At 66.7% G+C, this 12,700-nt stretch carries 8 protein-coding genes; all 8 read left to right on the forward strand.

Annotated elements, in window-relative coordinates; translation table 11 throughout:
• The first annotated feature begins 111 nt into the window (after positions 1–111).
• Positions 112–597: a prepilin-type N-terminal cleavage/methylation domain-containing protein gene (locus BRD58_RS03740; protein ID WP_015460985.1), complete on the forward strand. Its 486-nt coding sequence runs from the start codon at positions 112–114 to the stop codon at positions 595–597.
• Positions 543–1,145 (forward strand): peptidase, encoded by a 603-nt coding sequence (locus tag BRD58_RS03745; protein ID WP_226064176.1) that lies wholly within the window; start codon positions 543–545, stop codon positions 1,143–1,145. The genes BRD58_RS03740 and BRD58_RS03745 overlap by 55 nt, the downstream gene beginning before the upstream one ends.
• Positions 1,142–1,585 carry a DUF2509 family protein gene (locus BRD58_RS03750; protein ID WP_073381598.1) on the forward strand — a complete coding sequence of 148 codons (444 nt, stop codon included), beginning with the start codon at positions 1,142–1,144 and terminating at the stop codon, positions 1,583–1,585. The genes BRD58_RS03745 and BRD58_RS03750 overlap by 4 nt, the downstream gene beginning before the upstream one ends.
• Before the next feature lie 4 nt (positions 1,586–1,589).
• Positions 1,590–1,880, forward strand: coding sequence for a prepilin-type N-terminal cleavage/methylation domain-containing protein (locus tag BRD58_RS03755; RefSeq protein ID WP_173790601.1), 291 nt, complete (start codon positions 1,590–1,592; stop codon positions 1,878–1,880).
• 70 nt (positions 1,881–1,950) lie between these two features.
• Positions 1,951–5,337: an exodeoxyribonuclease V subunit gamma gene (gene recC, locus BRD58_RS03760; protein WP_015460989.1), complete on the forward strand. Its 3,387-nt coding sequence runs from the start codon at positions 1,951–1,953 to the stop codon at positions 5,335–5,337.
• A gap of 80 nt (positions 5,338–5,417) precedes the next feature.
• A complete protein-coding gene (gene ptrA / locus BRD58_RS03765; protein WP_073383844.1) occupies positions 5,418–8,300 on the forward strand; it encodes a pitrilysin in 2,883 nt (960 codons plus the stop codon).
• Positions 8,300–11,893 carry an exodeoxyribonuclease V subunit beta gene (gene recB, locus BRD58_RS03770; RefSeq protein ID WP_073381603.1) on the forward strand — a complete coding sequence of 1,198 codons (3,594 nt, stop codon included), beginning with the start codon at positions 8,300–8,302 and terminating at the stop codon, positions 11,891–11,893. Before ptrA ends, recB begins: the two co-directional genes overlap by 1 nt.
• Positions 11,886–12,700 (forward strand): AAA family ATPase (locus BRD58_RS18165; RefSeq protein ID WP_236721568.1); only part of this gene is annotated, 815 nt, incomplete at its 3' end. The genes recB and BRD58_RS18165, both read left to right, overlap by 8 nt.

Genomic DNA, 12,700 nt, shown 5'->3' on the forward strand with positions numbered 1-12,700 from the left:
TGGCGCCTGCCGTATCCCGCCGCAGTAGCGCTTGGTCCGCCGTCGTCGTCGGCTTAGGCTGGATGCCGTCACGGCGAGGGCCGCCGTGCCATCGTGTGAACGGGGGCGGTCATGGGAGAAACGCAGCGGGGATACACCCTGCTGGAGACGATGCTGGTCTGCGGACTGCTGGCGATGCTGGCCGCCGCGGCGCTGCCCTTCTGGCTACCGCGCCGCGATCAGCAGCGGATGCTGGCAGAGGGGCAACGCCTGCAGACGTATCTGCTGACGCTGCGCGAGCAGGCCTTTCGCAGCAATGGGGTGCGTCCTATCCTGTTCCGTCGCGGCCGAGGGGGCGAGGCCTGTCTGGTTGTGCAGCCGCAGGACGACTGTCGCGCCGCCGCGGCCTTTATGCCGATCGCGCCGCTGCGCCTGGAGGCGCAGATGTCTTCAGACGCCGGGTTTTACGGCCTACGCAATACGGCGCGCCCGGGGCACCTCAGCCTGAGCGATGAGCGGCACGCCGTTCGGGTGATCTGGTCGGCGCAGGGGAGGGTGAGACTGTGCGCAGAGTATGGACTGTCGGCGCTGACGGCGTGCGATGCCAGCGGGGAATGAGCCTGCTGTCGATCATGGTGGGGCTGTTTCTCGGCGCGCTGGTGATGTCGGCCGCCCTGCGCCTGGTCAGTGAACTGCGGCGTCAGGGGCTGGTCGCTCAGCGTCAGCTGCAGCGCATGACGGAGGCCGAGGGGCTGCTGGATCGGCTGGAGAAGGATCTGCGCCGCAGCGGATTTTGCGCATCGCCCTGTCGCCGTCCGGCGCCGCCGGTGCAGATCGCCGCCATGCGTGGGGAGCCGGGCGGCTCCTGCGTGCTGCTGGCCTACGATCTGGACGGCGATGGCGCCGTCGAGGCGGCCGAGCGCTTTGGCTGGCGTCTGCGACAGGGGGCGCTGGAGGCGCGGCGCGGCGTCACGCACTGTGACGACGGCGGCTGGGAGCGGGTGAGCGATGAGCGGCGCTGGCGGATCGACGCGCTGCATATTGTCCGTCGCGCGGCGACCTTCCACCTGACCCTGAGCCTGGCGGAGCGGCGATACCCCGATGCGCCGCTGGTGCTGCGGCAGTGGCTGCCCGCTCCGAATCTGGCGCGGATCGCTGCCCCGTGAGGCGTCAGCGCGGCGCGGCGCTGTTGGGCACCCTGCTGGCCGCGCTGGCGCTGGCATTGGGCTGGGTGCTGGCGCAGCAGGCGCAGACCACGGCGCTGCTGCAGCGTAGCGCGGCGCAGCAGCGATACTGGTACGCCGAGGCACAGGCCGATCTCTGGCTGGCGCGGGCGCAGCGCCTGCTCTGGCAGGCCAGCCCGCACTGGCAATGCCGGACGCTGGCGCCGTCGTGGCACGCCTGCATTCGCGCGCTGGATGTGCAGCGGGCGCTGCTGTGTGTGTCTGGTCAGCCGTCTCCGCTGACCTATTCGCTGATTCGGGTACGCTATCTAGAGGGAGAGACGCATGAGCGGGCGCAACGATATCGGGCGCTGCCCGACGGCTGGATCGACTTTTTGCCCGCGGGGATCGCCTGTCCTGCAGCGGGGGAGCGCGCTGGTTGAGGTGATGCTGGCGCTGCTGCTGACCAGCGTCGGACTGATGGGGCTGGTGCAGACCCAGCGCACGCTGCTGCATGCGCAGCGGGCGCAGGAGCAGCGTTTGGAGGCCTGGCGCTATGCGCGCGGCGCGCTGGCACAGGCGACGCTGCCGCTGCAGACACCGTCGGAAGAGGGGGTACCGCCGGGGTGGAGCCGGACGCTGGGGCTGCGCGACGCCGGATCCTGTCGTCTGCTGGTGTGCGATCTCTCCCCGCCGCGGGGGCGCCCTGTCAGCCTGGCAAAGTTGATTTGCCCTTAGCGGGCGATCGCGGTAGCTTTGGCGCACACCCAACTGGCCGCGCAGCAGGGCGGGCCCCACCGGAGAGGCTATGTTTACCGTTTATCACTCCAATCAACTGGATGTTCTGACGCAGCTGATGGCGGCGCTGATGCAGGGGCAGCCGCTGGAGACGCCCTTTGAACGCGAGGTGATCCTGGTGCAAAGCCCGGGGATGTCCCAGTGGCTGCAGATGGAGCTGGCGCGCAGCTTCGGCATCGCCGCCAATATCGACTTTCCGCTGCCGGCCACCTTTATCTGGGATCTGTTTACCCGGGTGCTGCCGGATATTCCGCAGCGCAGCGCCTTTAGCAAAGATGCCATGACCTGGAAGCTGATGTGGCTGCTACCGCAGTTCCTCGATCGCCCGGCGTTTGCCCCGCTGGCGCACTATCTGAGCGACGATACGGATCGGCGCAAGCATTTTCAGCTGGCGGCGCGGATTGCCGACCTGTATGACCAGTATCTGGTCTACCGCCCCGAGTGGCTGCAGCGCTGGGAGCAGGGGGGACTGATAGAGGGGCTGGACAGCGCGCAGCAGTGGCAGGCGCCGCTGTGGGTGGCGCTGCGTGACTATACCGAGCAGCTGGGCCAGCCCCAGTGGCACCGCGCTAACCTGTATCAGCGCTTCATTCAGGCGCTGAAGGTGAGCGATCGCGCCCCGCCGGGGCTACCGCGCCGGGTATTTATCTGCGGGATCTCGGCGCTGCCGCCGGTCTATCTTGAGGCGCTACGCGCGCTGGGTGAGCACATCGATGTGCATTTGATGTTCACTAACCCCTGTCGCTACTACTGGGGCGATATTCAGGATTATGCCTTTCTGGCGCGGCTGCAAAGCCGGCGCCGCCGTGACTATCTGCTGGCGCAGCGCAGCCTGGGCGAAAGCCAGAGCGCGCTGTTTCGCACGCCGGAGCAGGCCGTCGCGCTGTTTAGCGAGGAGGGCGAGCAGGCGCTGAGCAATCCGCTGCTGGCCTCCTGGGGCAAGCTGGGACGCGATCATATGTATCTGCTGGCCCAGCACGGCCCACAGGAGGTCAGCGCCTTTGTCGACCTGGCGCAGGAGACCCTGCTGCAGCGCATCCAGCGAGATATGCTGGAGCTGGAGGACCATGCCTGTATCGCCGCCGCGGGGCAGACGCTGCAGGATAGTCGGCAGAAGCGGCGGCTGGCGTCGGACGATCGCAGCATCAGCGTGCACGTCTGCCACAGCCCGCAGCGCGAGGTTGAGGTGCTGCACGACAGCCTGCTGGATATGTTCGCCGCCGATGCAACGCTGAGCGCCCGCGACGTGATCGTGATGGTGGCCGATATCGACAGCTATGCGCCTTTTATTCAGGCCGTTTTCGGCAATGCGCCGGCCGGGCGCTATCTGCCCTTCGCTATCTCGGACCGCAGCGCCCGCCAGCTGCATCCGGTGGTGCAGGCGCTGCTGGCGCTGCTCGATCTGCCCCATAGCCGCTTTAACGCCGAGCAGGTGTTGGCGCTGCTGGAGGTGCCTGCGCTGGCGGCGCGTTTTGATATCGATGATGACGGTATCCGGCTGCTGCGCCACTGGGTGGAGGAGTCCGGGATCCGCTGGGGGCTGGACGATGACGCGGTGCGCGACTTGGCGCTGCCGGCGACCGGCCAGCATACCTGGCAGTTTGGCCTGACGCGCATGCTGCTGGGCTATGCCATGGACAGCCGCAGCGGTGAGTGGCAGGGGGTGCTGCCCTACGATGAGTCCAGCGGGACGATCGCCGAGCTGGCCGGGCAACTGGCGCAGTTTCTGGCGGCGCTGCGCGAGTGGCGCCAGCGCCTGGGGCAGATGCAGACGCTGGCGCAGTGGCAGCCGCTGTGCCGGGCTCTGCTGGAGGACTTTTTTGTCACTGACGCCGATAGCGAAGCGGTGTGCGCGCTGATCGAGCAGCAGTGGCTTAAGCTGATTGAAGAGGGGCTGGCGTCGGCCTATCCCGAGACGCTGCCGATCACGGTGCTGCGCGACGAGCTGACCGCCCGTCTGGATAATCAGCGCATCAGTCAGCGTTTCCTCGCCGGGCCGATCAACTTCTGCACCCTGATGCCGATGCGCTCCATCCCGTTTAAGGTGGTCTGTCTGCTGGGGATGAACGACGGCGTTTATCCGCGCACCCTGGCGCCGCTGGGGTTTGATCTGATGGCGGGGAAAGCGCAGCGCGGCGATCGCAGCCGGCGTGACGATGACCGCTACCTGTTTCTGGAGGCGCTGCTGTCGGCGCAGCAGCGCCTCTATATCAGCTACATTGGTCGCTCGGTGCAGGATAACAGCGAGCGCTATCCCAGCGTGCTGGTCAGCGAGCTGCTGGAGTATATCGCCCAAAGCCACTGTCTGGCGCAGGATGTGGATCGGGACGTGGACAGCAGCGCCGAACGGGTGATGGCGCACCTGTGCCATACGCACCCTCGGGTGCCGTTTGATGCCGATAACTTCGATCCGCAGGGCGAGTTCCAGAGCTATGCCAGTGAATGGCTGCCGGCCGCCAGCGGGCAGGGGGTAGAGCATCCACCGTTTGCCACCCGGCTGGCGCCGCTGCCGCTGGAGCACCTGACGCTGGATATGCTGATCCGCTTTTACCGTCACCCGGTCCGGGCCTTTTTTCAGCAGCGTCTGGGGGTTAGCTTCATCCGTGAGGAGAGTGAGCTGCCGCAGGAGGAGCCCTTCACGCTGGATGCGCTCAGCCGCTATCAGATCAACCAGCTGCTGCTTAACCGCCTGATCGGCGGCGATGAGGTCGAGACGCTGTATCGCCAGATCCGCGCCGCCGGAACCCTGCCCTTTGGCGCCTTTGGCGAGCTGTGGTGGCAGGCGCAGCGCGATGAGATGACGCAGCTGGCGCAGCGGGTCGGCGATCTGTTCCAGCCGGGGGAGAGCCTGGAGATTGACCATACGCTGGACGGGTGTCGTCTGACCGGCTGGCTGCCGCAGGCGCAGGCGTCAGGGTTGGTACGCTGGCGTCCCGCAGAGCTGGGCGCGACGGACGGGATCGTGCTGTGGATAGAGCACTTGCTGTTTTGCCTGGCTCAGGGGGACGGCGATAGCTGGATGTTTGGGCGCAAGAATACGACATGGCACTTTGCCGGACTCGATGCGGCGCAGGCCGAGCGCGAGCTGGTGCGCCTGATCGAGGGCTACCGCGAGGGGATGCAGGCGCCGCTGCTGCTGACGCGCAGCGGATGGCAATGGCTGAAGTGCTGTTATGATAAGGAAACGGGACAGCTACAGACGACGGACGAGGCCCGGCTCGCCAAGGCGCACGGCAGTCTGCTGCAGGCGTGGAATGGGGATGCCTTCAGCCCCGGCGAGGGGCAGGATGCCTATTTGCAGCGGGTGGTGCGTACGCTGGATGACGCGGCGCAGCGAGAGCTCGAAGCACTGGCGCAGCGCTTTTATTTACCGCTGCTGCGTCATAATTTGGCGTGATCCTCCGCGACGACGGGGAGCGGGTAGGTGGGTGCGTTTTCTGGGGCACCCAGAACAGGGGCAAGAGGGGATTGGACGTGATACGTAGACAAGGTGCGACCATCGTACTGTGGATATTACTGCTGTTTTGGGCGCCGCTCGGCGCTGTCGCGCAGGGCTGGCAACCGCTGGCGCAGAGCATCAACAAGAGCGCCGGTGATCCGCGCGCCTATCAGGCCATCCGTCTGGATAATGGCATGAAGGTGGTGCTGGTCTCCGATCCGCAGGCGCCGAATGCGCTGGCGGCGCTGGCGTTGCCGGTGGGATCGCTGGACGATCCGGACAGTCAGCTGGGGCTGGCCCACTATCTGGAGCACATGGTGCTGATGGGGTCAAAACGCTTCCCGCAGCCGGATAATCTGTCGGAGTTTCTGAAAAAGCACGGCGGCAGCTATAACGCCAGCACCGCCGCATACCGCACCGCCTACTATCTGCAGGTAGAGAACGATGCCCTGGCCCCGGCGCTGGACCGCTTGGCGGACGCCATTGCCGAGCCGCTGCTGGACAAAGGGAACGCCGATCGCGAGCGCCACGCGGTGAATGCCGAGCTGACGCTCGCGCGCTCGCGCGACGGCCTGCGCATGGAGCAGGTCTCCGCCGAGACCCTGAACCCGGCCCACCCCAGCGCCCGTTTCTCCGGAGGAAATCTGGAAACCCTGCGCGATAAGCCGGGCAGCAGTCTGCATCAGCAGCTGGTGGCGTTTTATCAGCGCTACTACTCCGCCAACCTGATGGTGGGGCTCATTTACGGTAACCAGCCGCTTCCCGCGCTGGCGTCGCTGGCAGCGTCGAGCTTTGGCCGCATTCCCAATCGACATGCGACGGTCGCGCCGATCGCGGTGCCGGTGGTGACGCCGGCGCAGCAGGGGATCATCATTCACTATGTCCCGGCCCAGCCGCGGCGGATGCTGCGCATTGAGTACCGGATTCCCAACGACAGCGCGGCGTTCCGCAGTAAAACGGATACGTATATCAGCTATCTGATTGGCAACCGCAGCAAGAATACGCTGTCCGACTGGCTGCAGCGCCAGGGGCTGGCGGAGTCCATTAGCGCCGGCGCCGATCCGATGGCGGATCGCAACGGCGGGGTGTTCAATATCAACGTAGCCCTGACCGAGAAAGGGGTGGCCGAACGGGGACGGGTGATCGCGGCCGTCTATGACTATCTGCGCCTGCTGCGCACCCAGGGCATCAAGCAGAGCTATTTCGACGAGATAGCGCATGTGCTGGCGCTCGACTTCCGCTATCCGTCGGTGACGCGCGATATGGGATACGTCGAGTGGATGGTCGATATGATGCTGCGGGTGCCGGTCGAACACGTCTTGGATGCGCCCTATCTGGCCGATCGCTTCGATCCCAAGGCGATCGCTGCCCGTCTGGACAGCATGACGCCGCAGCGTGCGCGCATCTGGTTTATCGGTCCCGATGAGCCGCACAATAAGATGGCCTACTTTGTCGATGCCCCCTATCAGGTTGAGCGCATCACGCCGACCTTGCTGGCGCGCTGGCAGCGCGACGGACGCGATATCTCTCTGTCGCTGCCGGCGCTGAATCCCTATATTCCGGATAACTTTACCCTGATTAAGCCGGTATCGCCGGCGCCAACGTATCCGCAGCCGATCGTCTCCCGTCCGGGGCTACGCGCGCTGTATATGCCGAGCCGCTATTTTGCCGATGAGCCCAAGGCCGATATCACCCTGGCGCTGCGTAACCCGCTCGACAGCGACGATCCGCGCGGTCAGGTGCTGTTTGCCCTGACGGACTACCTGGCCGGGCTGGCGCTGGATCAGCTCTCTTATCAGGCGTCGGTGGGCGGCATCGGCTTCTCTACCGGCTATAGCGACGGCCTGCTGATCAGCGCCAGCGGCTTTACCCAGCGTTTGCCGCAGCTGCTCAGCGCGCTGTTGGAGGGCTATGCCGGGTTTACGCCGACGGCGGATCAGCTGGCGCAGGCTAAATCCTGGTACAGCCAGCAGCTGGACGCCGCCGACAAGGCCAAGGCCTTTGATATGGCAATGCAGCCGGTGCGTGCGCTCTCCAGCGTGCCCTATGCCGAGCGCGCCGCGCGCCGTGCCATGCTGCCGTCGATAACGTTGGACGATATCCTGGCCTACCGCCAGCGGCTTATCAGCGCAGCGACCCCGGATCTGATGGTGGTCGGTAACCTCTCTGCCGACCAGGTGCGCCTGCTAGCGGATCGCATTAGCGCCCAGCTGCGCTGCAGCGGCACCCATTGGTGGTATGGCCGCGATGTGGTGGTCGGCGGCGCATCGCTGGCGACGCTGGATAGGTCGGGCAGCAGCAGCGACTCTGCGCTGGCGGCCGTCTACGTGCCTACCGGCTATGATGAGATTCAGGGCATGGCGCGCAGCCAGCTGCTGAGCCAGATCCTGCAGCCATGGTTTTACGATCGGCTGCGTACCCAGGAGCAGCTGGCCTATGCGCTATTTGTCTTCCCGACGCCGGTTGGCCGTCAGTGGGGGCTGGCCTTCCTGCTGCAGAGCAGCAGCCGGGCGCCCGACTATCTCTATGGCCGCTATCAGGCTTTCTATGCCCAGGCGGAGCAGCGGCTGGCCGCGCTAAGCGAGGCGGACTTTAGCCAATATCGCGGGGCGCTGGTGACCCAGCTGCGTCAGCGGCCGCAAACCTTGTCCGAAGAGGCCGACCGCTTCCAGGGCGACTTTGCCCGCGGCAATCTGACGTTTGATACCCGCGATAAGCTGATCGCCGCGCTGGAGGGGCTGACGCGGGCCGATCTGCAGCGCTTCTTCCGCCAGGCGGTGCTGGCGCCGCAGGGGCTGGCGCTGCTGTCGCAGGTTCTGGGGCAGAGTACCCAGGGACAGTATGCCCAGCCGGCCGGGTGGGTGCGCTACCCGGACGCCAGCGCGCTGCAAAAGACGCTGAAGATTGAGGTGACCCGCTGATGACGCCGTCGACTCCGTCGGCGCCGCGCGCGCCGATGCCGACCCAGACGCTGGATCCGCTGACCTTACCGCTGCGCGGCGCCCGTCTGATCGAGGCCTCCGCCGGCACTGGGAAGACGTTTACTCTGGCCGCGCTATACCTGCGGCTGCTGCTGGGGCTGGGGGAGGAAAACGCCTATCCGCGCCCGCTGGCGGTAGAGGAGATCCTGGTGGTGACCTTTACCGAGGCCGCCACCGAGGAGCTGCGCGGTCGTATCCGCAGCAATATTCACGCGCTGCGGCTGGCCTGCCTGCGCGGCGAGAGCGGCCACCCGCTGTTTGCCAACCTGCTGGCGCAGATAGCCGATCGGGCGTTGGCGGCCTCCCTGCTGTTGGCGGCGGAGCGGCAGATGGATGAGGCCGCCATCTACACCATTCATGGCTTCTGTCAGCGCATGCTCAGCCACAATGCCTTCGAGTCCGGGGTGCTGTTTCAGCAGACCCTGCTGCAGGACGAACTGCCGCTGCGCCGCCAGGCCTGCGCTGACTTCTGGCGTCGCCACTGCTATCCGCTCTCCGCCGATCTGGCCGCGGTGGTCAGTCAGCTGTGGAGCGGTCCAGAGGCGCTGTTGGCCGAGCTGCAGCCCTACCTGTCCGGTGAGATGCCGCGGCTGCGCCCGGCGCCCGATGCACAGGAGACGCTGGCGCAGCGTCATCAGGCCCTGCTGGCCCGTATTGAGCGAGTCAAGGCCGCGTGGCGGGAACATGCCGATCAGGTGGCAGGCCTTATCGCCGCCTCGGGCGTCGACAAGCGCAGCTACAGCAGCCGCTATCTACCCAAGTGGCTGGATGAGATGTCGGCCTGGGCGCAGGCGGAGACCCGTGACTACCAGCTGCCGTCGTCGATCGCGCGCTTTGCGCAGGCGACGCTGCTGGAGAAAACCAGCAAGGGGGCGCCGCCGTGCCATAGCGTGTTCACGGAGATTGAGGCGCTGCTGGCCGAGCCGCTGTCGCTGCGCGATCTCTTGCTGGCGCGGGCGCTCGGTGAAATCCGTGACGGCGTGCAGCTGGAGAAGCGGCGTCGGGCAGAGCTGGGCTTTGACGACCTGCTAACCCGACTGGATCAGGCGCTGGGCGGCGCGGGCGGCGAGGCGCTGGCCGCGACGATTCGCCAGCGTTATCCGGTAGCGATGATCGATGAGTTCCAGGATACCGACCCCCTGCAGTACCGTATCTTTCAGCGGATTTATGCCGCAGACGACGCTCGGCCATCCGAGACCGCGCTGCTCTTGATCGGCGATCCCAAACAGGCGATTTACGCCTTTCGCGGCGCGGACATCTTCACCTATCTACGCGCGCGTGCGGCGGTGGATGCCTGTTATACCCTGGAGACCAACTGGCGCTCGACGCCCGGCGTAGTGCAGGCCGTCAACGCGCTGTTCTTACGCCTGGAGGCGCCGTTTCTGTTCGCAGAGATCCCCTTTTTACCGGTGGCCTCCGCCGCGGCCAACGCGGGGCGCCGGCTGACGATCGACGGTGAGCCCCAGTCGGCGATGGCGCTGTGGCTGTATGACGTTCCCGGTTGTACAGCGCAGGAGTATCTGCAGACGATGGCGCGCCGCTGTGCGGCGCAGATCCGCGACTGGCTGAGCGCCGGCCAGCGGGGCAGCGCGCGGCTGATCGGCGGCGATGACGGCGAGGCGGGACGCGCGCTGTGCGCCGCCGACATGACCATCCTGGTGCGCAGCCGCCATGAGGCGACGGTGATGCGCGATGCGCTGAGCGCGCTCAATATCCCCTCGGTCTATCTTTCCAACCGCGACAGCGTCTTCTCGACGCCGGAGGCGCGCGACCTGCTGTGGCTGCTGCAGGCGATCCTCACGCCGGCCCAGAGCCGAACCCTGCGCAGCGCGCTGGCCGTAGGCCTGCTGGGGCTGGATGCGGCGGCGCTGGACGCGCTGAGTCAGGATGAGCGGCGCTGGGATGCAGTGGTGGATGAGTTTGACAGCTATCGTCGCCAGTGGCAGCGCCGCGGGGTGCTGCCGATGCTGCGAGAGCTGATAGGGCGCCGCCGCCTGGCGGAGAACCTGCTGGCGACCGCGGGGGGCGAGCGCCGGCTGACCGACGTCCTGCATCTGGGCGAGCTGCTGCAGGAGGCCGCGGCGCAGCTGGACAGTGAACCGGCGCTGGTGCGCTGGCTGGCCCAGCAGATCGACAGCCCGCAGCCGCAGGCGGAAAGCCAGCAGATGCGTCTGGAGAGCGATCGCCATCTGGTGCAAGTGATCACCATTCACAAATCCAAAGGGCTGGAGTTTCCGCTGGTTTTTCTGCCCTTTGTAGCGACGTTCCGCCGCCAGCGGCAGGGGCTGTACCATGACAGGGTCACCCACCAGGCGGTGTTGGATCTGAGTGCGGACGATGATGCGCTGGCGCTGGCGGATCAGGAGCGTCTGGCGGAGGATCTGCGCCTGCTGTATGTCGCCGTGACGCGAGCCGTGTATCACTGTGCGCTGGGTATCGCCCCGTTGGTGTCCGGAAACCGCCGTAAACAGGATGAGAGCGATCTGCATCACGGAGCCATCGGCTACCTACTGCAGCGCGCCGAGCCCTGCGATGCCGCGGGGCTGAAGCAGGCGTTGCAAACGCTGTCGAATGACCAGATTCGTCTGGAGATCCTCTCTCCCGGCGAGGGAACGCCGTGGCAGGCTGAGCCGATACCGCCGCGCGCGCTCTGCGCCCGTCGCTTTACCCGCCGTCTGCAGGATGACTGGCGGGTGACCAGCTACTCCGCGCTGCAGCAGCACGGTGGTAGCACCTATCTGGAGCTGCTGCCGCGCCTGGATATCGACGCCGCCGGCGAGAATCGCACGCCGGCGGCGGCGGTCTTCAGCGCCCACACCTTTCCGCGCGGCGCGGCGCCGGGGACCTTTTTACACAGCCTGCTGGAGACGCTGGACTTCGCCGCGGCGCCGGATCCGGCGTGGCTGGCCGAGCAGTGCCAGGCGCAGGGGATCGATCTGGCGTGGGTGCCGACGCTGGCGCAGTGGCTGACGCAGATCCTGCAGACGCCGCTGGATGAGAGCGGGCTGACCCTGAGCCATCTGGCCCCGTCGCAGCGCCAGCCCGAGCTGCAGTTTTATCTGCCGATTGCCCGCCCGCTGCGGGCAGAGGCGCTGGATGCGTTGATCCGCCGCCATGATGCGCTATCGGCGCAGTGCGACGCGCTGACGTTCAGCCAGGTTGAGGGCATGCTGAAGGGCTTTATCGACCTGGTTTTCTGCCACCAGGGTCGCTACTACCTGCTGGACTATAAGTCCAACTGGCTGGGTGACGATCGGGCGGCCTATAGCCCCCCGGCGATGGCGGCGGCGATGATCGCGCACCGCTATGATCTGCAGTATCAGCTGTATACCCTGGCGCTGCACCGCTATCTGCGCCATCGGCTGGTGGATTATGACTATCAGCGCCATTTCGGCGGCGTCTTTTACTGTTTCCTGCGCGGCATGGCGGGCGCTGAGCCGGGGCAGGGGGTCTTTGCCTGTCGCCCCGAGGAGGCGCTGGTCACGGCGCTGGATGCGTTGTTTGCCGGGGAACAGGAGGATGGCGATGCGTGAGTCTCTACTCTCCCAGATGGCGCAGCAGCGTACGCTGCGCCCGCTGGATCTGCAGTTTGCCACGCTGTTAGCCGGGCCGCAGCAGCCGCACCTGGCGCTGGCCGCGGCGCTGGTCAGCCAAGAGCTGGCCGCCGGGCATGTCTGCCTGCCGCTGACGGCGCTGGATACGGCGACGCTGAGCCAGCGCTTTCCGCAGCAGGCCGATGCGTGGCCAGCGCTGCTCGCCGGGTGGGACGTTGCTCGCTGGCGGGACTACCTGCTGGCGCAGCCCTGCGTCAGCGGTGGCGATAGGGCGACGCCGCTGGTGGTCAGCCACGATTGCCTGTATCTACAGCGACTATGGCGTGATGAGGGCACGGTGGCGGCCTTTTTCGCCGCGGCCTGTGCGCAGCCGCGGCGCGTCGATGGCGCGCTGGCGCCGGTGCTGCACCGTCTGTTCCCAGCCACGGCCCAGCGGCCGGACTGGCAGCAGGTGGCCGCGGCCGTGGCGGTGACGCGCCGGGCGTCGGTGATCTCCGGCGGGCCCGGCACCGGTAAAACCACGACCGTAGCGCGCCTGCTGGCGGCGTTGGTCGCGCTGGCGCCCGGTCGGATGCCGCGTATTCAGTTGGCGGCGCCGACGGGCAAGGCGGCGGCGCGTCTGGGTGAGTCGCTGGGGCAGGCCTTGGCGGCATTGGCGCTGGCGCCGGATCAGCTGCAGGCGATGCCGCGCGAAGCGCTGACGCTGCATCGGCTGCTGGGTGCCCGGGCAGACAGCGCCCGCTTGCGCTATCACCGGGATAATCCGCTGCATCTGGATGTGCTGGT

Source organism: Edwardsiella piscicida (assembly GCF_001896205.1).
Classification (GTDB): domain Bacteria; phylum Pseudomonadota; class Gammaproteobacteria; order Enterobacterales; family Enterobacteriaceae; genus Edwardsiella; species Edwardsiella piscicida.

Bases quoted from the DNA above. Each gene is read 5' to 3' on its own strand.
- BRD58_RS03740 (WP_015460985.1), top strand. From the start codon at position 112: ATGGGAGAAACGCAGCGGGGATACACCCTGCTGGAGACGATGCTGGTC.
- BRD58_RS03755 (WP_173790601.1), top strand. From the start codon at position 1,590: ATGCTGGCGCTGCTGCTGACCAGCGTCGGACTGATGGGGCTGGTGCAG.
- recC (WP_015460989.1), top strand. From the start codon at position 1,951: ATGTTTACCGTTTATCACTCCAATCAACTGGATGTTCTGACGCAGCTG.
- recB (WP_073381603.1), top strand. From the start codon at position 8,300: ATGACGCCGTCGACTCCGTCGGCGCCGCGCGCGCCGATGCCGACCCAG.